This is a genomic window from Paenibacillus sp. YN15 (assembly GCF_003285005.1).
Classification (GTDB): Bacteria; Bacillota; Bacilli; order Paenibacillales; family NBRC-103111; genus Paenibacillus_AR.
In genome coordinates, this window is record NZ_QMFA01000022.1 from 62486 (window position 1) to 85304 (window position 22819).

A 22819-nucleotide genomic window follows, 5' to 3' on the forward strand; every position below is an offset into this window, starting at 1 on the left:
AAGGTTAATCCCGCCAGGAACGCGGGTCCCGAACGCAATGCCCCTCCTCCAGGACGGCTTCGCGGAAGCCTGCCATTTGGCTCGGCCTGCCTGCTACCGGCATGTGGCTTCCGGCCAACAGAATATTGCACTGCCTGCCGGAGGACGGCAGCACATACGCGGCGGTATGCTTGAACACCCGGGCGAGGGTAGTATGGATGGCGTTGATATGCCGGTCGTTGGATTCCTTGCCGGCCAGGTTCAGAATGACGGCTCCCTTGGAGGCAAGCCTGGAGTCCGCCAGCCGGAAAAATTCCAGGGAGGTGAGATGCCGGGGAGTTCCCGCGGGATTGAAGGCATCCACCAGAATGAAATCCAGAGAGGCGGGAGGCTCCGCCGCCAGCAGGTTTCTCCCGTCCCCCGCGGCTACATTATCTGCCGTATACCCGAAGTATTCGCGGCTGATCCGGATCACCTCTTCATCCAGCTCCGCAATCTTGAAGGTGTTCGCAGGGAAATGACGGGGAATGGTGCCGATGCCCAGCCCGATCATAAAGGCAGAGCGGAACTCAGGAAGATGGTGCTCCATTAGGTGGATCATGGCTTGCGGATACTCAAACAGAATCCGCTCTGGCCGGTTCAGGTCCATGGCCCCCTGAACGGCGGTTTCGGAAAATTGGAGCAGGCGGAATCGGCCATTTTGCCCGTAGAGCCGGTAGGTTTCGTATACGAACAGCTCCTGGTGGGGGCTGACTGTGTGATGGATGAGCTGCATGTTCGGAGCTTCCTTTCGTCAATATGGTTCCGTGGTCTCTAAAGCACCATCATACACCAGCGGCGGCGGGAGGAGAAAATAAATTTTTGCTGATTTGGCCGATCATTGGAAGGTGAGATTGGTCAGAAAATATGGTAAAATAAAAGAAAAGTATGCCGAAGAAAAATATCCGCTGCTGGTTAAGAAGGGATCTCTCCATGAACCAATCATCCCCCCTATTAAGTCCGCTTAACGATATGGTGTTCAAAGCTTTGTTTGGAATGGAGGAGCAGGCCAGCAAGCTGCTTCTGATTGACTTTCTCAACTCGATTCTAAACTTGAAGGGCGCCGAGGCCATTTGCGAGATTCAGCACTTGAACCCGATCTCATACCGGGAATATGCCGGGGATAAGGAATCCAGTCTGGATATCAAGGTCAGCACAGGTCAGGGAGAGCGCATCAACATTGAGGTCCAGTTGAACAATGTGGATGATTTCCGCAAGCGCAGCTTATATTACTGGAGCAAGCTGTACAGCGAAGGTTTGCATGAATCCGAGGCTTATGTGACTTTGAAGAAAAGCATTGTCATCAACATCATGGACTACAATTTGATTTCGGAAACGGAACGTTATCATACTACTTACAAGCTTTATGAGACGGCGGAGCGGTTTCTGCTCATTGATGATTTGGAGATTCATTATGTAGAGCTGACCAAGTTTCACCCGGTAACCGATGTGGGCCTTATGGAAGCGACGGAGCTATGGCTGACATTCCTCAAGAATGCCGGCAAGGAAGACGCGGAGGAATTGCTTAATGAACTGGGGCGCCGAAAGGAGGAATTGCTAATGGCTAAGGAAATGTTGGGCAAAATCAGCGCGGATGAACTGATGCGGCAGCGCTACTACGCGCAGGAGAAGGCGCGGATTGACAAGATATCCAGCATGAAGTATGCGGAGATCATGGGTATGGAAAAAGGCATGGCAGAGGGTATGGAGAAAGGCATGGCAGAGGGCATGGAAAAAGGCCTGGAAAAGGGTCTAGAAAAAGGCCTAGAAAAGGGCCTAGAAAAGGGCCTAGAAAAGGGCATGGAACAAGGGAAGCTTGAAACTGCCCGCAATCTGCTGGCTTTGGGAATTCCGGCAGACAAAATCGCCCAAGCTACAGGATTTCCCTTAGAGGATATTCTTCAGTTAGGCAATAAAGAGGGGCTTTGACGGCCGTCCTCTTTCCGCAAAGCCACAAAAGCCCGGGCTCTTTCGAGTCCGGGCTTCTTTTGCTGCTTATTTCTTTCTGCGGCGTTTGGCATTGCGGGCCTGGCTGACCTCGGCTACGCCGCCGACGGCGGGAGGGCAGAATTCGTCCCGGACGGTTACAGTGTAACAATGCTGCGGAACGGGGACGCAATGGTACCGGTTGACAACCTCGATAGGATGGATGACTTCTACCACTTGGGGCAGATAAATATCCCGGTAGACCACCTGAGGCGGGTCCACGATCTGGCTTGCCGGACACTTCGGGCAGGACATGGTGTTCACTCCCTTATCGGATATTGGGATTACACTACCGATATATGCCGGGAGGGCAAACGCTGCTTGTTCATTCACCTATTTGGGGAGGCTGGAGTTGCAGCCCGCTTGTCCGCTAGAAGGAGAAGAACAGCCGCAGAATGCTGACCACGGGGAATAGCCCCAGCAAAAATACCTCAAACCAATACAGCCGGTTTTCATCGCGGCGGAAGCTTAAGGAATTATACGCCCGCATGGCGGCCCGCAGGCTGTCGATTTTGCTTTGCAGCGCCAGGAAGCGGTCGTTCAGCTCATAATGCTCTGCCATGAGATCGTAAAGCCCGCGGGCCTCCAGCTTTTCGCCCGCCGCGGAGCGGTCGAAGATATGGACGGCCCGGATGCTTTCGAATTCAAATTTGATAAACTTCGAGATCATCACGGTCATTCCCTTTTTGCTCATCCGCAGCCGGCCGTGCCACAGATAATCGATATATGCGCCGGATTCATCCACATTCTGCCCCACATCCGACTCAATTTTGCTGAGAGCCGAGGATTTCGCCAGAACCAACGCGATCACCTGGGCCGCCGGTTCACCCCACAGGAAGCTGCGGGGATCTTCCGGTACCGGCAGAAACCGGCCTTCTTCGTCTATGTGAAGGGTGAAGCTTTCGGAAAATTGGGCCGCCATTTCATAATCAACCGCATCCACCAGCCCGCCCATAAAGGTCAAGAAGGTCTGGATTTCCTCCTCCTCCAAATGGACAAACACCATACAGCCGAAGCTGAACACAAATACCAGCCGTCCGGGAGAGGGCTTCTTCAGTACGGTTTCCAGATGAAAGGGCTGCAGGACCACATAATCCCGCCAGGAAGTGGGCCACCCGCTGCCGAAAAACGCCGCCAGCCGGTCCAGGGGAATGGTCTGGCATATTTTCAGACTCCGCATATGAATCCGTTCCATCGGCTTCACCTACTTCACAATTTCCACGCACATGAGGATCACTTCCGCCACGATCAACAGCACAATTACCCATTCCACGAACATGCCCCGGATGGAGTGGCTGATGGCCGAAAAACCTTCCATCATATTAGATAAAATTTCCGTTTTGTTCTTCAGGATGGAGTAGCGGTCATTCAATTCGAAGAATTCCGACATCCGGTCATACAGCTCCGCCGCTCCGCTGTTGGTCCAGGTGATATCCGGCTTGTCCAAAATCATAATGTAGGCAATAGTATTGTATTCATGCCGGACAATCCGCGCCGTCGTGCGGGCCAGCTCTTTGTCGCTGACACGCAGCTTCCCCTTCTCCAGCCGGTCGATCATCACCTCCAGCCGGTCCAGAATCCGGCCCAACTCCTCCTCGGTTTTTTCCAGAGCCACCGATTTGGCAATCACCGTCGAAATCAGCTCGGGGTAGAACATGGCGTACTCCGGGACCATAACGAACTCATCTGTCAGCACCAATGAATCCGTACCACCGATATGCAGGCTGTAATCATCGGAATACCGCTCCGGGGCCACCGTGTTTACATCCGCCTCGAAGCGCTGCACGTAGCAAAGAAAGACGGAGATGTCCTCCCGCCGGACATGATTGATGAACACGATGCTGCCGAAGGAGAACACCAAAACCTGCTGGTCCGTCTCTGCGCTTGCTCCGAGAATCCGTCCCAGGATTGTTCCCTTCAAAATCAAGGGCTCCTCCCAGGTGTATTTTTTGGGAATGCCGCAATCATTGGCGATTTTGTTGAGGTCAATTTCATTGGCTACGGCAAACGCCTTAAAGCTCATGGCATTCTGAGACATATCCGCTCACTCTCCCCTTTAAGGGAATCATATGACAAGCCCTTGTCCGCTATGCCGGCAGTTGTCCACCAGCAGGGGAAACAGACGGCGGGAAGCATCTTCTCATCCATTAACTCAGGATGCCACTGAACGCCCATGGTCATTCGGGCTTGCGGCACCTCAACGCCTTCAATCAGCCGCTTATGGGCAATCCCTCCGGTGAAGCTTTTTGCCATTATTATACTCTTTACCGGGAGGATCTGTCGCCTGTTTAGAGAATGGGAAACGTTTCCTAAATATTTGTTGACACTATATCTTAATGGGATATAATGAATCTGTAATGTTAGGAAACGTTTTCGAAAACCTGAAACATGAAGGGGGATGTGCACATGCTTCACTCTGCCAAAGGCCAATTCATAGCCGTTTTGATTCTGCTGGTTATTCTGGCGGGTACGGGGTTATGGTACGCGGCGAGATCAAAAGAGCGGGATTTACCCGCGGATTACGGGAGCTCCGCTACGGCGCGGCCGGGAACGGAGACCGCCCTTGCTGCCGGCAGTCCCGCCCCTGCGAAAAAAACGTTAAATGAACTGGTGGAGAAATATAGCGGTCTGGGCCTTACCGATGTGCATAATCATGATGCAAGCGGCCCCTATGAATCGATGACCGGAGTCTGGCAGCAGTTGGGAGTGAAGCGGGTGGTCCTTTTCGGGGACGTGTCCGAACCCAGCGCCATACAGACGGATGCCGTTGCCTGGGAAGCGTATCAGACGCATCCCGAGCAGATCATTCCTTTTTTCTCCGGGTTCGATCTGCACAGTCCCTCCAGTCTGGACACGGTGCGGGCCAATCTGGAAAAAGGCTTCATGGGACTTGGTGAAATTGCCGCCGCCTCCACCCATTCGCCGGTGGTGTCCAGAGTGCTGTGGAAGGCGGACCATCCCATGGATGGTTACCTGCCGCAGATTTACGCCCTGTGCGCAGAGTACAAGGCGCCGATTCTGCTTCATATTGATCCGCCCAGCGGATGGCCGGTGGAGAAGCTGGAGGAGGCCATGTTGGCATACCCGGAGACGGCATTTATTTTCGGCCACATCAATGCATACAATTCTCCCCAAGCCATTGAAGCGCTTATGGAGAAGCATCCCAACCTGTATGCGGATTTCTTCGCGGGCTTCACGGTCTTCAATCCTGAAAGCAGCAACAAGCTGGAGGATTTTCTTCCGCTTATCCGCAGGTTTCCGGATCGGGTACTCCTGAGCACAGATTCGGGATACGGGCTTTCCAATGGGGAAATAGCTGCCATCGAGGCGATGTACCGGGTGTTGGAGCTTGTGGAGGACCCTGCATTGGTCAAAAAGCTGGCGCACGACAATTTCGATACGTTGATCAGCCGGGCTCCGGCTACGAGAACGCAGCTGGAGGAGCTTAATTCGAAGGGCATCGGGCCGGCAGCGGGCAAAACGTTAACGAAGCTTGAAGCAGGCAAGCTATTGGCGGATAATAAGTGAATACTGGTTAAAGAAGGAAGATGCTTTATGCGAGTGACCATTAAGGATATTGCCCGCGAGCTGGATTTGGGGATCAGCACCGTATCCCGGGCGTTAAATCATAATTATGGCGTCCATCCCGATACCATTTCCCTGGTGGAGCGGAAAGCTGCCGAGCTGGGTTATGTGCCTAACCTGGGGGCCAAGCAGCTGGTTGGCAAAAAAAGCGGCCTGATCGGCATCTTTATGCCCGAGTTCGATATGGAGGCCACTCCGGAGCATCATGAGTTTTTTCCTCCCATCTGTAAGGCGGTGCGGGAGCTGGGCAAGGATGCGGTTATTTTTCCCGTCCCCCATGCCCGGTACCGGCAGGGCAGTCTGACAGAGTGGGTGCAGCAGCGGAATCTGGAGGGAGGCATCTTTATGCCGCCTTTTTGGAGGAACCATCCGCTGGTGAAGGAGGCGTTGAAGCTGAAGCTCCCCAGTGTCAATCTCAGCGATGCCCTGGGGCCGCAATGCTCCCTGGTTCGCTCCGACGACCGGGAGGGAGGACGTCTTGCCGGCAGGCTGCTTACGGAATACGGCCACCGGATCATCGGCTACATTGACGGGCCGTCCCATTTGTCCATTTGCCAGGAGCGGGCGGCAGGTTTCCGGGAAGCATTGGCAAGTGAGGCAGCACTGCTGCTGGCCCAAGGCGATTTCAGCGGGACAAGCGGAGCGCAGGCTGCCCTGGGACTTCTGGAGGAATGCCCCGGGATAACCGCCGTTTGCTGCGCCAATGACCTGATGGCCATGGGGGCCATTACCGCCCTGGAGAAGGAAGGGCGCCGGGTTCCGGAGGATATTTCGGTGGTGGGTTATGACGGTGCTTTTTTTACGGCCTATATGAATCCTCCCTTGACCACCGTCTGCCATAACACGGCGCGCATCGCCGTCCGGGCAGTGGAATTGCTGGCCAATCTGCTGAACGGCGGACCGTCACAGGGGGAGCGGATCACCCCCTCCCTTGTGGTGCGGGAGTCGGTGAGGCGGATGTAAAATTCAATGCGGCAGTTGGATCGGCTTAAACTGATCCGGCAGTCCTTTTTGTTAAGGGGGCCTGATTACAAAGCGTATTCTCAAAAAGAAGCTGCATCCGTTGCCCGCAGGGGCTTTAAGGCTGCAGCTTCTTTTTCACAGCCAAGGGAGGCTTTGCTTCAGGTCCTTAACGGCGCAGTCTGCGGTCACTTGTCCTGAAGCATAGGGTTGGCCTGCTTATACTTGATTAGCTCCGAGACGGTAACCATCTGGTAGCCGCGTTTATTCAGCTCAGGGAGAATGGTTTTGAGCGCTTCAACTGTTTGTGAGCCGCCCTCCACATATTCATGCATAAGCACGATATTTCCGTTTTCCAGTTGATTCAGCACCCTGCTTACGATTTTTCCCACTCCAGGTCGGCTCCAGTCCTTTGTATCATGCTGCCAGGACCACATCACAACCAGATAACCGTGCTGCCGCGCCAGGGCGATCAGCCTGTCGTTGTAGATGCCCCCGGGCGGGCGGAACAATGTGGGCCTCTGGCCAGTGGCCTCCCGGATTACCTTCTCGGTGTCCAGAATTTCCTTCTCCAGCTTACCGATGGACTGGTTGCTCAAAAACAGGTGATGGTACGTATGGTTGGCCAGCTCATGGCCTTCCTCCGCCTCCCGTTTGGCCAGCTCCGGGTTGCGGCTGACTTTTTCACCGACGGCAAAAAAAGTGGCTTTGGCGTTATACTGCTTCAGCAGATCCAAAATGTCGGCGGTATTGTCCGGGTCAGGCCCGTCGTCAAAGGTAAGGGCCACAATTTTTTGCTCTGTGGGCACCTCCCAAAGAACTTCTCCGGTGGATTCGTAGTAGCGTCTGTCGTGGCGGGGACCATCAATTCTATTCCCGAACGCGGGCAGCACGCCCAAGTTGATACTGATGGCGACGGTCAAGGCGGTATGGCTCCACATTCTCACAGGTCCAGCTTCCTTTCCGGGCGATGTGACAGTTTAGGGGCTATCAAATTGGAACGAATATCGTCTTGTTAATATGTCTGCATCCGCATCAATCCATACCCCCGGAGGAAATCCCAACTACAGGCGGTTGCCTCTTTCATCTTCGGACAGCCTGCTGCCGCAAAATATCGATGAAATTACCGCCTGCCGGATGCGGAACGGGGAATAAACCGGACAAGAAACAGGCCCCGGCAGGCTTCCCGCGGACAAGGCGGGAGCTGCTGAGGCCTGTTCAATTTGTTGTGCTGCCGGCTCATGTGTGCGTCAGCTTTCTCCGGTCGACAGATTGAGGGGGATATTCCATCCAGCCCTTTCGGATCATGAGCAGGGCGCCTTCCTCTGCATACTGCATAATTTCCGCCCCTAGCCGGGTATATTCCAGAACCAGGTCCTTCCGGGGGCTCCCGGCAATGGAGGCTCCGTATTGGCCAATTGCCGATGCGATCAAAGCGGATACATGAAACATCATCAGCTTTTCGGAAAAAGGGGAGATGACGGAGGAGGAAATTTCCCCGTCCCACAGCATGGGAGCAGGCTGGCTGTCCTCCTGGAGGGTTTTGGTGAACACATCAATTTGCTTCTGGCTTAGCCGGACGCCCTTTTTAAAAAATTTCTTGACGTCCTCGGATTTGCTCACCTGGCAAAACGCCAGAATCAGCGCTTTGCCAAGGGCATTGCGCTTCAGATTGTGGAACAAGTGATTGATTTCCACACCCAAAAGCGGCCGCTTATGCCCCAGAACCGACCCCAAAAAGGCTTTGTCATGGACGGATTCCGCCTGGTCCGGGACGGCGATGACCGGGGGACGGACATAAATCCCCATTTCCAGTCCCAATGCCTGGGAACGGTTATGCAGTTCCAGAGAGGTGGTGATGGCATCCGTATAATAATCCACCACATCCTGCCGGACGGAGGTTGTAAGGGCCAGGGTATAGGAGGTCAGCCCGAGCTTGGCCATATGCCCGATATACATGAGAATCAGATTGTCGGAAAAAAGCGGAGGTGCCTCCAGATTCACGTCCTGCTCCGTAAATCCGGTGGGGAGGGGATATCCCTCCAGCTTCATCAGAGCAGACAGCTTTTGCATATGATCCAAAGCCAGCTGCAGGGCATATTCCACAATCGTCTGGATGCGGTCATCCTTTAAATGCGCCAGAAAGTGCCGCATTCCGCATATGGACATGGAGTCAGCCATGTAGGAAGCCCAAATGCTGGAGATCTCGGAAGCGGTTAATTTGGGAAGCGGGATGCGGTCCATAAGCGTAATCCTTTCACAGGCCGCTTTGAAAGCCCGGCGCAGGAGCCATCCGGGAATCGGCATAACTGCGCGGCTTCAATAGGGCGTTTTTTTCTTAGTATCCCATTTTTTGACGGGTTCATTCAGCAATTGAGAAGGTAACCATGGAACTGGCAGAATGGAAACATTTTGCGCAGGCAGGATAAATTTCTCCCCCGGGTGCAACAAATCCCCGGCTTGCAGCGTATAAATCTTCGTCAATTGGAAAAGAGAGTATCGACCAAGAGGGAGAGAGTGTGCATGCTTAGAAGAAACGCGGCGGTCAAATGGCTGCTGCTGGCGTTTGTGCTGGTTGTCAGTCAGGTGTTGGGGACGGCGGGAGCCAAGGCTGTATCCGCTACCTCGCACTATGTGTTGTTGTATCTGGATCATAAGGAAGCGGTTGTAGGCAGTGAAACGGTTATGCTGGATGTGGCTCCGACTATTTTTGACGGCAGTACATATGTGCCTGCGCGGTTTGTCGGGGAAACTCTGGGCTTTTCCGTGGAATGGAACGGTGAGACCCGGACCATCGAAATGAAGCCGAGAGGCCATGATATCGTTCTTTCTGCCGATAATCAGACCATTGTCCAGGACGGGATCAATCTTCCCTTCTCGTCCGTAGCCCGGATTGTGGACGGCACGCTTCTGGTCAAGCTGACCTGGCTGGCCGATCTGACAGGTGTTCCTTATACCTATAATAATGAGCTGCGCAGAGTGGAGATGCTGGTGCTCAACAGCCCGGAGGGCATCTACATCATCGACCAGCAGAATTCCAAGCCGGTGGCCAAGTTCACCACCTCCAAGAAAGTGTACCGCCCGGGGGAACCGGTGAAATATATTGACCTGAGCTATGATCCCGATGCCGAAGGGCTGGTGGAGTTTAACTGGAAGGGCAAGCAGGATACCTTCTTCGCTTCCGGCAAATACACCATTTCCCTGCAGGTGGCGGATGCCCACGGCAACAAAAGCGCCGTCTATACCGATTCCATCCTGGTGGAAGGTCCGGAATATTTGTCCGAGTTCGAATTTCCCATTTACAACAAGCCGGTTGGCAGCTTCATTAAGGTAGGCTGGGATTCGTATTACCGGTATTTCGACCAGATTCCGGAGCTGGACAAAACTGTCTCCTATGACTCGTCCCGCACCCTGCTGGTCAGTGATTCGCCGGAGGAAATCCGCCAGCCGGGCATTCTGTATGAGGACACCATCAACGGCAAGTCCCGTCTGTATGCCCATCACATCAACCTGTCCGGCCAAAGTGTCACCTTTATGGTTTACGCCACCAACCTGTCGGATAAGCCGGTTACGTTGACCACCACCAATAAGGGAGAGGTATGGCCTACTATTTATGCCAACATTATGGGCAATGAGGCTACAACCGAGTTTCTGAACGACCGTTCTCCCGAAAGCAAGCTGGTGATTCCTGCGGGCAAGACCTATGTCTATTCCCAAATGCCGGTATTTCTGCCGGGACAAGGCGCCAATGTGATCTATGATGTGGAGAGCGACGGCCCGCTGAAGATCAGCTTTGTCGCCCAGGATACAGCCAATCAGCGGCCTTTGAAGGAATTGCAGTACCGGATGGAGCTGGACCATGTGCGGGGCACCTATTCCTCCGCCGACCAGACCTGGGACTTGGACCTGAACCGCCAGATGGAGAACCCGATGAAGCTGCAGATCGGCAATAATAAGAGCGATCCGTTCCTGGTGGGGTATGATGCGGTTTCCAAAACCCCCAGCACCAACTACGGCAACTGGGGCGTCAAGTACGATATCCATATTAAAAATCCGCCCAAAATGGCCATCATGCTCATGGCCAAAGGCGGCATCTTCAAGGGGCCCGTCAAGATCAACGGAGAGATTGTGCTGGTTCCCCAATCCGGCGTGCTGAGCGCCTTTGACGGAGTGATTATGCTGGGCCGCACGACAGGCACAGAGGAAACGCTGGATATTGAATTTTCCCCGCCCGGCGCCTCCAATCTGCCGGTGGATATTATCATGTATCCGCTGCGGGACCTGCAATAAGCTGCACCTGAATATTCCGCTCACACTAAAAGAGCCTGCTTCCGCATCCGGAAGACAGGCTCTTTCCTTTGGTAAAAATACTTATTCCGCGCCTTGCAGCAAATGACGGGGTTCTTCTTTTTGGCTTGGTTGGTCCGATTGGGATGGGGAGGAACTCAGCTCCGCCAGACTCTTAAAATCATGGCCGGAGGGATTCTGGAAAACCCGGAGGCCGAATTCCGGGGCAACAGCCAGAATGTGGTCAAATATATCCGATTGCACACCCTCATATGCCGTCCACTCCGTGGTGTTGACAAAAGCATAAATCTCGATGGGCAAGCCGTTTGGCCCCGGCTCCAGCTGCCTGACCATCCGCACCATCCCGGCGTGTATATTGGGGTGGCGCTCCAGGTAGTGCTGGATATAGGCCCGGAACACGCCGATGTTGGTCATGGCCCGGCCGTTTACCTTATGGGTCCGGTCGATGCCGTTTTGCCGGTTGTAGGCCTCGATTTCCGCCGACTTCCGGTCTATATAATCCCGCAGATACTGGATGCTGCGGAAGGAAGCAATCATCTCGGGGGTGCAAAATCCGATGCTGCCGGTATCCACATACACCGCCCGTTTGATCCGCCGTCCGCCGGAGGAAATCATGCCCCGCCAGTTCTTGAAGGAATCGGAAATCAGGGCATAGGCGGGAATGGTGGTAATGGTTTTGTCCCAGTTTTGCACCTTCACCGTATTCAGGGAAATGTCAATAACACTTCCATCCGCCCCGTACTTGGGCATCTCAATCCAATCGCCTACCTGTACCATATCGTTGGAGGCCAGTTGGACACCCGCCACAAGCCCCAGCAGAGAATCCTTGAATACCAGCAGCAGTACGGCGGATAAAGCGCCGACCCCGCTTAGTAGGAGAATGGGGCTTTTGCCGGCCAGGGTGGAAATGGCCAGAATGCCGCCGATGATCCACACAAAAATCTGCAGCATCTGGATATAGCCGCGGATCGGACGGGCTTTGGATATTTCATAGGTGCAGTAGATGTCGTTGACGGCATTGAGAAAAGCATTTACAACCAAAATACCCACCAGATTCATGTAGATGCTGACGCCTTTCACGATCTCCCCGTGGTAGGCGGGAAACATGAAGGAAAAGAAGTAAATGATAATGGCGGGAACCACATGGGACAGCTTGTGGAAGACCTTCCGCTCCAGGAGAATGTTGTCCCACTGGTAGCGGGTTTTTTGAATGTAGCGGCTGATGACCTGGAGCACAACCTTCTTGGTGATCCAATTGGCCAGGATGCTGAGCAGGGTGATGCAGACGATTAGGATGATATTGCCCAGGATAGCGGCCCAATACTCGGTGATGCCCAATGCGGCAAGCAGATGCTGCAACCGTTCCATAGACGCCTCCTTCAATCCGCTGAGCAGGCTGCCAGCGCCCGCTCGGCTTCATCCAACTGGTCCTCGCCGAAGACGGGAATACCATGCTGGCGGAGAAGCTCCGTTGCGACGCCTTCGCCGGGGATCAGCACACCCTGGAAGGAGCCGTCATGAATAAAGTGGCTGCCGCAGGAGGGGCTGTTCTGCTTCAGGATAGCCAGGCAAACCCCATGCTGCCGGGCCAGCGCCAGAGCGGCTTCCGCCCCATGCCGGAAGGCATCCGTCACATCGCCGCCGTCCTCTGTCGCCACACGCCCCCCGCGGCGCTGCGCCGGCGGACGGGGGACCGGCAGTCCGCCTTCTATTTCGGGGCACACCAGGATGAGCCGCCCTTCCTCCTGCCAGCGGGCCAGCCGGGGATCGGGGCAAGGCTTGGCTTCGCCGTTATAACGGACCTTCTCGCCGAGAAGGCAGGAGCTGATCAGAATTTTCTTCATGTATTTGTCCTCCCTCCATACTGTTTTAGCTTAGCCCAGAGAGGGAGGAAATGCAACGCGCCGCTCCTGCGGCTTACAGCAGCGGGGAGGGCAGGGAGGCCAGAACCACAATGCCCAGACTAAGCGCCAGGCTCAGGGCCAGACGGCGGGTGGCGATAATGAGAATGGCATAGAAGATGGCTGCGGCCCCGGCCACGGGATAGCGGGCCAGGGCGCCGTCCCCTGTCATCCATAGAATGGCCATAGTGAAGGCGTAGATAAGCAGGGGAAGGGCATGAATCAGGAATGCCCGCTGAAGCTTGATCCGGGCGCCGCCTGCTTTCGCCGGGTGTTTGATGCTTCCCTCCCCATACACAAGCACAGCCAGACCGGCAGCCATAACCAGCATAAATCCTTCGATCATTCCGAAACACATCCTTCCTAATTTAGAATGCTTGAAATTTCTTATATCCTACCAGATAATATTTCCATCGAATAACGGAATGTATTGATGGCATATATCGATATTGTCGATGGGAGAGCTGATCACATGGAATTGAGACATCTGCTTACTTTTATTGCAGTTGTGGAAGCGGGCAGCTTCACCAAGGCTGCGGCCGCCCTCGGGTATGTGCAGTCCAGTGTTACGGCGCAGATTCAAGCCCTGGAATCGGAGCTGGGCACAGCCCTTTTTGACCGACTTGGCAAAAAAACCACCCTTACCTCTGCAGGGCAGAAGTTCCTGCCCTACGCTCAGGAGATTACGAAGCTGCACGCCTTGGCCAAGGACGCCATCCGCTTCAATGAGGAGGTTACCGGAACGCTGGTGATCGGGGCGCCGGAGTCCCTGACCGCCTTCCGCCTGCCCGCGGTGATCCGGGAGTTCAAGAGCAGGTACGGGGCCGTGCAGATTATCCTGAAGCCCGGACTATGCTGGGAGATGGGAGACCGGGTCAAAAGCGGCGAAATGGATCTGGTTTTTATGCTCCAGCATCCGGCGGAGGACAAGGATTTGCTGATTGAATCCCTGGTAGAGGAAAGAATGGCCCTGATCGCCCCGCCCGGCCATCCCCTGGAGAGGGTTGATCCGGTGACACCTGCGGACTTGAAGGAGGAGGTCATGCTGTACACCGAACCCGGCTGCACCTATCGTGCCCTCTTCGAGCATTCTCTCAATGCCTGCGGCGTTTATCCCAGCCAGGGGCTGGAGTTTTGGAGTATTGAAGCCATTAAGAACTGCGTGATTTCCGGTCTGGGGCTGTCCTTTCTCCCGCTTATTACCGTGGAGGGCGAAATCCGGCAGGGAAGACTGTCCGCTCTGGCCTGGGATGACCGCCCCCAGCGCCTGGTTACGCAGATGGCCTCCCACAAGAAGAGAGTTATCACGCCGGTTATGCGTGAGTTTATGTGTCTCGCCCGCCAGCATGCGGTGAAATGGCGGGAGGATGCAGGGGCGGTTTGAGAGGTTTTCGTCAGGGGTTCCGGAAAAATCTGGCGATTTTATGGCAATCTCATAACTTTTTACGAAATTGTGTTATCTTTTCTGACATGAAAATCAAAAATTCCATTGTCTTTTGCCTATTAAACTGCTAAAATTTCAAACATAAAAACAATGGTCAAATGTTCAAAACGGGAGGGTACGAAACGGATGAAGAAGATGCTGGTAGCGGGTTTATCTTTGGTATTGGCTTTTTCCCTGGCGGCTTGCGGTGAGAAGAAAGAAACATCCGCCAGCGGCGGCAAGAAGATTATGGTGGCCACGGATGCATCCTACGCTCCCATGGAGAGCATGGACAAGGACAAGATCGTAGGCTTCGATATTGATTTCCTGGCCGAAGTCATGAAGGAAGCGAAGCTGGATTATGAAGTGAAAAACACCGGCTGGGATACCATGCTGGAAAGCGTGAAGCAAGGCACCGAATACCAAATGGGCATTTCAGCTATTTCCATTACCGATGAGCGCAAGGCAAGCTACGATTTCTCCATTCCTTACTTTGAATCTACCAATATGATTCTCGTGAAGGAAGGCAGCACCATCAAGACCGCACTTGACCTGAAGGACAAGAAGGTTGCCGTACAAGGCGCCACTACCGCCGACGATCTGATGACCAAGATCATGGGCAACGGCAACTCCAATCTGAAGAAGTATGAAAGCAATGTGCTTGCATTCCTGGAGCTGGACAAGGGCGGCGTGGATGCTGCCGTTGCCGACATCGCCATTGTGCGGGAGTATGCCAAGAACAATCCCAACAAGAAATTTGTCACCATCGAGGATAAAACCAACTTCGGCGCAGAGTTCTACGGCCTTGCTTTCCCCAAGGGCAGCGACCTGAAAGCCAAGCTTGACCCGGCCATCAAAACCGTGTTGGAAAACGGAACCTATGCCAAGGTATATAAGAAATGGTTCGGCGAGGAGCCCAATGTGGATGTCATCCTGAAGGCGAAGTAAGAGCCGTAAGGACACGAAAGCCAGATTGGACCGGCCCATGTGCAGTGCTTTTTCCGGCGCATGGGTCTCTGTGTGAAAAGGGCCGGCAGGTTGTCAGGAAAATTTCCTCGATGTGCGGAAGGGAAGAGTTGGATGGATTTCCGATTTGACATTATTTATGAATATGGGAGTCTCCTGTTGAAAGGGACGGGCTTTACCATTATCATCTCACTGGCGTCCATTCTGCTGGGCTCCTTGGGCGGACTTATTCTCAGCTTCAGCAAAATGTCCCGGTTCTGGTTTCTTACCTGGCCTTCCCAGGCTTATATTAACTTTTTTCGCGGAACTCCCCTGTATGTGCAGGTGCTAATCGTTCACTTCGGTCTGATTCCGGCGATGATCGGCACCACCAATGCGTGGGCCGCCGCCATAACCGCCTTGTCCCTGAACTCTGCCGCCTATTGTGCGGAGATCTTCCGGGCAGGCATCCAGTCCATCGACAAAGGCCAACGGGAAGCGGCCTATTCTCTGGGAATGAGCCACTGGGAGACCATGCGCCATATTATTCTTCCCCAAGCCATTAAACGGATGATCCCCGCCTTCGGCAACGAATTCATCGTCCTGGTCAAGGACTCCTCCCTGGTGGCGCTGGTGGCCGCCCCGGAAGTGATGTATTGGTCCAACGCCATGCGCGGCCAATACATGCGGGTATGGGAGCCGTACCTGACTGCCGCCGCCATCTACTTCATTCTTACCTACAGCTTGAACAAGCTGCTCGTATACATCGAAAGGAAGGTGTAGCGGCACATGAGGGATACGATTATTGAAGTGAGCCAACTGGCTAAGTCTTTCGGAGACAACCGGGTTCTGGACAATATTAATGTGGACATCAAAACCCGGGAGGTAGTGGTGGTCATCGGGCCCTCCGGCTCCGGCAAATCCACCTTCCTGCGCTGCCTGAACCTGCTGGAGGAGCCCACCGGGGGCGAAATCCGCATCGAAGGTGTGTCCCTGATGGACAAAAACACCAAAATAACCGAAATACGCCAAGAAGTCGGCATGGTCTTCCAGCAGTTCAACCTGTTTCCGCACAAGACGGTGCTGGAGAACATTACCCTGGCTCCCGTGCAGATCCGCAAGTGGCCGTTGGAGCGGGCCAGGAAGAAGGCCATGGAGCTTCTGGAAAAGGTGGGGCTGCTGGAAAAAGCGGATGCTTATCCGGCCTCCCTGTCCGGCGGCCAATCCCAGCGGGTGGCCATTGCCCGGGCCTTGGCGATGGAGCCCAAGGTGATGCTGTTCGATGAGCCCACCTCCGCTCTGGACCCGGAGATGGTAGGCGAGGTGCTGGCGGTTATGAAGGATCTGGCCAAGGAAGGCATGACCATGGTGGTGGTCACTCATGAGATGGGCTTCGCCCGTGAGGTGGGAGACCGGGTGATCTTTATGGAGCAGGGGCATATTGTGGAAGAAGGTCCGCCGGAGCAGATTTTCGGCAGCCCCCGCCAGGAGCGCACTCAGGAGTTTTTATCCAAGGTATTATAATAATAAATAGAACAAAAAAGAGGCTGTCCGAAAAGTCAAATGGGATGAATAAATATTCAGCAAGCTACAATCTCTCCCGGAAAAAGACTGTCTTGAAAGCTTCAAAAATGGTAGAGACGCTAACGAATCTATGTATCGCTATTTGACTATATGCGAGCATGTTTGAAATCTAACGAATCATAGTATCGCTATTTGTCCGAATTTGCGCCGAAATGCGTTCAAACAGACGAATAACGCGATATAGATTCGTTAGATTTTTTATCATACCCGTTTTTGCGAAATAGCGTGATAGAGATTCGTTAGCCAGATTCGGCTGCCGAATATGTATCCACCTTGGGGTACTTTTCGGACAGCCCCTTTTTTCATTTTGTGGAGATAATTAAGCCTGGCCCCGGAGCGTTTCCACCTTGTCCGGCTTCAGGGTAAGGGACAGGGCCAGCGGCTTATCCGCGGGCTGCCACCGGGCCTCCAGGGTTTGCCCGTCGGCGGATACGCGCATGGCTTCCCGCTTCGCAGGGGAAAGCCCCGCCTGTCCACCGCAGGATTGCTCCTCCTCCATGGACAAGGCGAAGATCAGGCCTGCCCGGTGGAGCCCGGCAATGTCAATTTTCTTCCGGGGACCATGGTACAGCACCAGGTCCAGATTCAGCTTGCCGTCCTCGCGACCAATCGTCCATTCCGGAGACGGGTTCAGCAGTCCGTCCCCGCCCTCAAACACTGCCGCCAACTGATACAGCTCCAGCCGGACCGAGCCGATGCGCAGCACCGCTCCGCCCTCCTCCGGCACAGCCCCCACATTCTCCGCCGCTCCGCCGATTTCCAGCCGTAGCCGCAGGTCCGAAGCTTCCACGGCCCCGTCAATCCGGTCTAACCCGATATGGGTATCGCCGCCGTTGACGGATAATTGGAGCCCGCACAGGATATGCCCCTGATCCTGCTGCGAGGAGAAAACCGGAGCGGAGAAATCATGGCCGTCATGCAGCATCCGCAGCGCTGCGTAGGCAGTCTTTCCTTCATTGTCGGCCACATAGGCCAGCAGATTCCGGCGTTGGTTCCACATAACCTCCTTGCTGGCCGATGCTATGGTGAAGGAAGGCGTCATATAGGTGGTTGCCACTTTTTCATATCCGTCCTGGCTCCGGTAGTAAATTTCCTGAATATCCCGGATGGTCCGCTCTGCAAACAGCCCTCTGTACTTCTCCGGACAGTTCACCCCGCTTTTGAACCATTCCAGATTATACGGCATGGGGCCATCCTCGGCTTCCCGCCAGGGGATACCCGCGGCCAGGGACAGGAATGCAAGAGTTCCCTTGGTCAGCAAGGTGCTGTAAGAGCGGCTGTGAGGGCCGGCCCATTGCCGGGTGGCGGCATGGAAATGGGCGCCCACCATGCTCCAGGCCAGGTCCAGCATCGTCTCGCAAATCTCCAAGGCCATGGGATGGCCGGTTATCTGCCTGATTTTGGACAGCTCGATAATGGCAATGATGGTATAGGTGGGGCTGTTGTACTCCTGGAAGGTGTTCAACTGCTGCGTATATTGGCAAAATGCCTCAAAGCGCTTCAGCCCGTAGTCCAGATAGCGCTGATGTCCGAAGACCTCTCCGGCGCCAATGGTAACCAAGGAGCCCATAATGGCAATGTTGGTATAATGGGGGCCCATATTGCGCCGGATAATGGATTCGCAGGCATGGCAAACCGCCTGCTCCAGCTCCGCCAGCAACGCCTCGGGGAGACGTGCCCGGTGGCGCTTGGCAATCATCACAAGCACCTTGCCGATAAAGTCGGCCCAATTCCAGTCGGGAGGAGCCATCATCTCCAGCGGCTCTTCATAATAGTAGGACCACAGCCCGTAGGTATCATGGGCCGGATGCTGATCCTGGAGGGAGATCACCTGGCGGATAATGGCGAAGGCCCGCTCCTCGCACTCCGCTCCCCCTGTATCCAGCAGCGCCAGCGCATATTCGATGCTTTCCCGGCAGGGATGCACCCAATCCACATTCTTCAAGATGGTATGGTATCCGTTGGTGTGATAGGGGGCGGTCAACATGGAAAGGGAAGGGTTATACCGCTTGTTCTTTTCCTCCACCGCCGTCTTCAGAAGCTCCAGCTCACACAGTTCGTTCATCTCTTCGTCTCATCCTCTCGCTTCTCGCGGCTTAGTCCTTTTGGACCTTTCTTTCCCTGTACTCAGACGGGGTCAGGGCGGTCAGCTTCTTGAATATCCGGACAAAGCTGTTGACATTGCTGTAGCCCACCGCTTCGGCAATATCCCGCACCTTGCCGTCTGTTTCCTCCAGCAGCTGCTTGGCCTTGGTCAACCGCAGCTCCATAAGATAATCGATGAAGTTGCTCTCCGCCTGCTCCTTGAACACCTTGCTCAAATGGGAGACGCTGACGCCGAATTCCTCGGCCAGCAGATTAAGGGACAAATCGGCCCTGCTGTAATTGGCTTGAATATAATCCAGCACACGGAGGATCAAATCACTTTTTTCCCGGTTGCTCCGTTTGGTCCTGATTTGCTCCATATAGGCGGACAATACTTGAACCAGATAGTGCTGCAGCCCTTCCAGACTGTCGTATTGATTCAGGGTTTCCCGCACTTCCTCGGGAAGACGGATTTTGTCGGGATCGACACCTGCCTCATTCAGGACCATGGCCGCCTTCATCAGGCATTGCAAATTCAACTGGCGGATCATTTCCGGCGATATATTGTACTGCGCAAGCGCGTCGAACCAACGCTGAATCTGGGCCTGCAGCTTCTCCGCTTCCAGCAGCTTCATGGAATCCATGAAGCTGTCGGTCATGGACATCAGCTTGTAGTAGTGGGGGGATTGATCATGCTGGACATCCTCCAGCGTAATCACCATATTGCCCCCCAGGGCAAGCCGGTAGGCAATGGATTCCAGAGCCTGCTTGTAGGAGTGGTGAATATCCTTCATGGAGTCCACCAGCCCGCCGATGCCGATGGTCACGGTCCGTTTGAAATTTTCCTCCACGTAGCTCTTAATCAGCTCCGCCACGGCAACGGCCCGCACCTCCGCATCCTTGTCCCCCTCCTCGAAGCTGATGAGGAGAGCGCAGGTTCCATTCTCCAGCTCAATGGCTACGCCTTTTCCCTCCGCTTGCATCAGCTCCTCGGCCACATTGCACAGCGCATAATTGTAAAGATGCAAATCCCGCCCGGACATGGACTCCTTCTTGCCGTCATAATCCGCCGCCATAGCGATGAAGCGGTCAGGATAAAGGTCGATGCCCAGCATATCCATGTACTGCCGCGCGTTGGAGAAATTCATTTTGTAGTCCGACAGAAGCTCCATAATCAGTTGCCATTTCAGAATCGGCTGGCTTTCCCGCATCTGCTTGCGCAGGGTTTCGCTGTTGGCCATCAGATTTTCGAAGGTGGCCTCCAAAAACTGCAGATCATCCTTGCCGGGATCGGCCGGCGCATAATGGGGGTTGGAGCTGAGCTTGGCGGAGACCGATTGAAGGAACCGGTTCAGCGGCTGGAAGGTCCAGCGGCCGAGAATCAGGGCCAGCGCCGCCGACAACAGCAGAATGCCGCCCGCTATGGCGAAGAAGGTGTTTCTGACGGTGGTCAACTGTTTATTCACCTGGACATCGGAGACAATCCGGATAATCCGCCAGCCCGCGTAGGGCACCTCCGTATAAAATACCTGGGACGGCTGTCCGTCTACCTGCTCCGCAAAAAAGCCCTCCGGTGAATCCGGAGACAGCGCTTTGGCAATATGCGAATATTGGCTGATGTCCTTGCCCAGCTTCGATTTATCCGTATGCAGCACAACCTGGCCGCTTCTGTCCACCACAAAGGTCAAGCCCCGTTCGCCGCCGGAAACCCCGTCCGTGTTCTGGATCAGGGTGTGCAGCATTTCCTCCTTAATATTGAAGGCGATGGCTCCTTGGCGCGCTCCCTCCGAGTGAATCAGCGGGTATGTCCGCACCAGAGTCACCACGTTCCGGTAGGTGGGGGAATTGCCTTGTGTAATATACAGCCGCCGGGCGGGAAGCCAACTGGAGTATCCCTTGTACCGCTCAAACTGGGAGATCCATGAATAGTCCTCCAGCTTCCGTTCATCCGTCAGAATATCTCCCGATACCAGCCGGTTCTGCCTGTAGGAATACACATCTATGGAAAAAATATAGCTGTCGCTGCGAATCATCCTGTCAATGTGGTTGCCCACCCGGAAGTCATTGCCGGTCCGTTCTCCCGGCGATAAATTTTCATCGAAAAACTTTTTTGTTTCCTCGTACTGGACCAGCTGCACCGCCTCATTGTCGATGCTTTGCAGAACCAGCTCCAGCTTATGCTCCACCTGCTTGACCAATTCCATATTGGTCCGGTTTAACTGTTCCTTCAAGCTGCCGGTAAAAATCAGATAGAAGCTGACCGCCGATACAGCGACGGTGAGGATCAGGAGCAGCAGCAGTCCGGTTAACGTTTTTTTCATCCAGTTATTGCGAATTGCGCTCATCTCCTGTCCCCCCATGCTGCGAATGAATGGCTTATTTATTCAGGCCATTGCTCATTTGAAGCTGGCCTTATTGCTGTCATACCATTGTTGGGCCAGCTCGGTTACTTTATCGCCGCCCAGCCGCTTCCATTCCTTGCGGATTTCCTCCAGACCCCAGGCTGCCGTATATTGGGAGCCTTGCATGGTGACCTTGGCCCGCAGCTCATCCAGAAAAGGCTTCATCGAGGTTTGGATCTCGTTGAATTCGGTGAAATTGGGCTGATAGGGAATGTCCCGTCTGAACGTATCCTTCGTGACTGTCTCCAGGGAAAGCTGATTCAGCTTGGCGATCCGTTGGGACAGCGCATCCGGAGCGGCCTTTATCAGAAGATCGGAAGGCTTCAGAGTGACTTGGCGCAGAACGGCATATTCATTGGCGTAGCTGACTTCCTTCTTCTGCTTATCGGCGTCAATGGTTTGGGCTACGCCATTCACATCCTTATAGTGCACGCCTTCCTCGCCGTACACCAGAGGCTTCCAGCCTTTGTCCATCATCCAGTCCAGATATTCGACGGCAGCCTTCGGGTTTTTCATGTCCTTGTTAAAGGCAACGAATATAAACGGAGCGGATTCCTGATACAGGCCGAACTTGCCGTACTTGGTGGTGACAGGCCCCAGGGGAACCGGATTGGCATCCGGGTTATTGGTCAGAAAATCGGTCATAACGGCGGCGAGGTTCCAGTTGCCTGCGTAAATGCCCGCTTTGCCTGTGGTCCACAGCTGAATGGCACGTTGGAAGTTCTTGTCCGTCATATATTCCTTGTCCACAAGACCCAGCTCATACATTTGCTTTTCCAGAGCCATGGTGTCTCCGAAACGGTCTGTAAGGGCGCCGTAAACCATTTTGTCGTTCTCCAGATACCACTGGTTGTTGAAGGCGGCAAACATGGCGGAGTAGATATCAAAGGTGGTGGAGCCGACCAGCGGCGTGGTGTCCGCCTTGCCGTTGCCGTCAGGGTCCTTGTCCTTGAAGGCCTTGGCCACTTCAATCAGTTCCTCGACGGTGGTGGGCATCTTCAGACCCAGCTTATCCAGCCAGTCCTGGCGAATCCACATGCCATGGTTGGCTACAGTATCCCGTTTGGTGGCGACGGCATACATTTTGCCGTTAAAGGTAAGAAAGGGCTTGAGGTCCGGGTTGTCGTTCAAATATTTCTTGTACGAGGTGCTGTATTTCTCGATATACTCGTCAATCGGCTGGATGGCGCCCTGCGATACCAGCTTGCCGATATAGGAGCGGTCAAATTCCCAGATCAGATCCGGAGCCTGATTGGAGGCGATCAGCACATTGAGCTTATCCTGGGCCTGGTTGCGCGGCACGGGGATAATTTTCACGTTGATGCCGGAGTTTTCATTGATCCACTTGACCCATTTGTTGTTCTCGTAAGTGCCCTGGTCGCTGGAGACAGCGCCTCTGTCGAAGGTGGAGATGCTGACATTCTTGGGCAGCTTGTCATACGGGTCGGCCGAGGCCGAGGCTTGGCCTGCCGCCGCGCTTGCGGCGGGACTGGAAGCCGCTTGCTCATCCTTGCCTGAGCACCCGGCCAGCAGAGTTCCGGCGCCGAGACAGAACGCCAAGGCGGAAATCGCCCATTGCTTTTTCTTGTTTACCATGTGTTGACCTCCTAGAATCTTTATTT

At 54.4% G+C, this 22819-nt stretch carries 21 protein-coding genes; 8 read left to right on the forward strand and 13 right to left on the reverse strand.

Features of this window, described 5'->3' with window-relative positions; genetic code table 11:
• Positions 1 to 4 precede the first annotated feature (4 nt).
• Positions 5 to 754, reverse strand: a complete 750-nt coding sequence (locus DQG13_RS17775; protein WP_113021127.1) for a spermidine synthase — start codon at positions 752 to 754, stop codon at positions 5 to 7.
• Positions 755 to 951: 197 nt separating this feature from the next.
• Between DQG13_RS17775 and DQG13_RS17780 the strand changes: the two genes are divergently transcribed.
• Positions 952 to 1947: an Rpn family recombination-promoting nuclease/putative transposase gene (locus DQG13_RS17780; protein ID WP_181592826.1), complete on the forward strand. Its 996-nt coding sequence runs from the start codon at positions 952 to 954 to the stop codon at positions 1945 to 1947.
• 66 nt (positions 1948 to 2013) lie between these two features.
• On the opposite strand, the gene DQG13_RS17785 is transcribed toward DQG13_RS17780, so the two are convergent.
• From DQG13_RS17785 to DQG13_RS17800, 4 genes are all read right to left on the reverse strand, one after another.
• On the reverse strand, positions 2014 to 2259 hold the full coding sequence (locus DQG13_RS17785; protein WP_113021129.1) for a hypothetical protein: 246 nt from the start codon (positions 2257 to 2259) through the stop codon (positions 2014 to 2016).
• Positions 2260 to 2374: 115 nt separating this feature from the next.
• On the reverse strand, positions 2375 to 3199 hold the full coding sequence (locus DQG13_RS17790; protein WP_113021130.1) for an RMD1 family protein: 825 nt from the start codon (positions 3197 to 3199) through the stop codon (positions 2375 to 2377).
• 9 nt (positions 3200 to 3208) lie between these two features.
• The gene (locus tag DQG13_RS17795; protein ID WP_220094404.1) at positions 3209 to 4042 is read right to left on the reverse strand and encodes an RMD1 family protein; all 834 of its coding nucleotides are present in this window, start codon (positions 4040 to 4042) and stop codon (positions 3209 to 3211) included.
• Positions 4024 to 4257 carry a hypothetical protein gene (locus tag DQG13_RS17800; RefSeq protein WP_113021131.1) on the reverse strand — a complete coding sequence of 78 codons (234 nt, stop codon included), beginning with the start codon at positions 4255 to 4257 and terminating at the stop codon, positions 4024 to 4026. Before DQG13_RS17800 ends, DQG13_RS17795 begins: the two co-directional genes overlap by 19 nt.
• A 153-nt stretch (positions 4258 to 4410) precedes the next feature.
• On the opposite strand from DQG13_RS17800, the gene DQG13_RS17805 reads away from it, so the two are divergent.
• Both DQG13_RS17805 and DQG13_RS17810 read left to right on the forward strand, forming a co-directional pair.
• The gene (locus DQG13_RS17805; protein ID WP_181592827.1) at positions 4411 to 5532 is read left to right on the forward strand and encodes an amidohydrolase family protein; all 1122 of its coding nucleotides are present in this window, start codon (positions 4411 to 4413) and stop codon (positions 5530 to 5532) included.
• Positions 5533 to 5559: 27 nt separating this feature from the next.
• Positions 5560 to 6552: a LacI family DNA-binding transcriptional regulator gene (locus DQG13_RS17810; RefSeq protein WP_113021133.1), complete on the forward strand. Its 993-nt coding sequence runs from the start codon at positions 5560 to 5562 to the stop codon at positions 6550 to 6552.
• 185 nt (positions 6553 to 6737) lie between these two features.
• On the opposite strand, the gene DQG13_RS17815 is transcribed toward DQG13_RS17810, so the two are convergent.
• Both DQG13_RS17815 and DQG13_RS17820 read right to left on the reverse strand, forming a co-directional pair.
• Positions 6738 to 7490 carry a polysaccharide deacetylase family protein gene (locus tag DQG13_RS17815; protein WP_113021134.1) on the reverse strand — a complete coding sequence of 251 codons (753 nt, stop codon included), beginning with the start codon at positions 7488 to 7490 and terminating at the stop codon, positions 6738 to 6740.
• Positions 7491 to 7788: 298 nt separating this feature from the next.
• Positions 7789 to 8793 (reverse strand): DUF3231 family protein, encoded by a 1005-nt coding sequence (locus DQG13_RS17820; RefSeq protein WP_181592828.1) that lies wholly within the window; start codon positions 8791 to 8793, stop codon positions 7789 to 7791.
• 279 nt (positions 8794 to 9072) lie between these two features.
• Between DQG13_RS17820 and DQG13_RS17825 the strand changes: the two genes are divergently transcribed.
• Entirely contained in the window at positions 9073 to 10839 is a 1767-nt protein-coding gene (locus DQG13_RS17825; RefSeq protein ID WP_113021136.1) for a copper amine oxidase N-terminal domain-containing protein, read from the forward strand.
• A gap of 81 nt (positions 10840 to 10920) precedes the next feature.
• Here DQG13_RS17825 and DQG13_RS17830 read toward each other — a convergent pair whose 3' ends face one another.
• The 3 genes from DQG13_RS17830 to DQG13_RS17840 all read right to left on the reverse strand — a co-directional run bounded on the left by DQG13_RS17830 (position 10921) and on the right by DQG13_RS17840 (position 13104).
• On the reverse strand, positions 10921 to 12225 hold the full coding sequence (locus tag DQG13_RS17830; RefSeq protein ID WP_113021137.1) for a mechanosensitive ion channel family protein: 1305 nt from the start codon (positions 12223 to 12225) through the stop codon (positions 10921 to 10923).
• A gap of 11 nt (positions 12226 to 12236) precedes the next feature.
• Positions 12237 to 12701 (reverse strand): 2-thiouracil desulfurase family protein, encoded by a 465-nt coding sequence (locus DQG13_RS17835; protein WP_113021138.1) that lies wholly within the window; start codon positions 12699 to 12701, stop codon positions 12237 to 12239.
• A gap of 73 nt (positions 12702 to 12774) precedes the next feature.
• Positions 12775 to 13104, reverse strand: coding sequence for a hypothetical protein (locus DQG13_RS17840; RefSeq protein WP_113021139.1), 330 nt, complete (start codon positions 13102 to 13104; stop codon positions 12775 to 12777).
• Between the two features lie 126 nt (positions 13105 to 13230).
• On the opposite strand from DQG13_RS17840, the gene DQG13_RS17845 reads away from it, so the two are divergent.
• From DQG13_RS17845 to DQG13_RS17860, 4 genes are all read left to right on the forward strand, one after another.
• Complete coding sequence (locus tag DQG13_RS17845; RefSeq protein ID WP_113021140.1) at positions 13231 to 14142, forward strand: LysR family transcriptional regulator; 912 nt, start codon at positions 13231 to 13233, stop codon at positions 14140 to 14142.
• A gap of 186 nt (positions 14143 to 14328) precedes the next feature.
• Positions 14329 to 15129 carry a basic amino acid ABC transporter substrate-binding protein gene (locus tag DQG13_RS17850; RefSeq protein ID WP_113021141.1) on the forward strand — a complete coding sequence of 267 codons (801 nt, stop codon included), beginning with the start codon at positions 14329 to 14331 and terminating at the stop codon, positions 15127 to 15129.
• Positions 15130 to 15261: 132 nt separating this feature from the next.
• Entirely contained in the window at positions 15262 to 15909 is a 648-nt protein-coding gene (locus DQG13_RS17855) for an amino acid ABC transporter permease (RefSeq protein ID WP_113021142.1), read from the forward strand.
• Positions 15910 to 15927: 18 nt separating this feature from the next.
• Positions 15928 to 16650, forward strand: coding sequence for an amino acid ABC transporter ATP-binding protein (locus DQG13_RS17860; RefSeq protein ID WP_113021166.1), 723 nt, complete (start codon positions 15928 to 15930; stop codon positions 16648 to 16650).
• A gap of 379 nt (positions 16651 to 17029) precedes the next feature.
• Here DQG13_RS17860 and DQG13_RS17865 read toward each other — a convergent pair whose 3' ends face one another.
• From DQG13_RS17865 to DQG13_RS17875, 3 genes are read right to left on the reverse strand one after another with little or no spacing between them, the layout of a single operon-like run.
• A complete protein-coding gene (locus DQG13_RS17865) occupies positions 17030 to 18775 on the reverse strand; it encodes a hypothetical protein (RefSeq protein WP_113021143.1) in 1746 nt (581 codons plus the stop codon).
• Between the two features lie 31 nt (positions 18776 to 18806).
• Positions 18807 to 21140, reverse strand: coding sequence for a helix-turn-helix domain-containing protein (locus tag DQG13_RS17870; protein WP_181592829.1), 2334 nt, complete (start codon positions 21138 to 21140; stop codon positions 18807 to 18809).
• A 51-nt stretch (positions 21141 to 21191) separates the two neighbouring features.
• Positions 21192 to 22793: an extracellular solute-binding protein gene (locus tag DQG13_RS17875; protein ID WP_113021145.1), complete on the reverse strand. Its 1602-nt coding sequence runs from the start codon at positions 22791 to 22793 to the stop codon at positions 21192 to 21194.
• Positions 22794 to 22819: the final 26 nt, after the last annotated feature.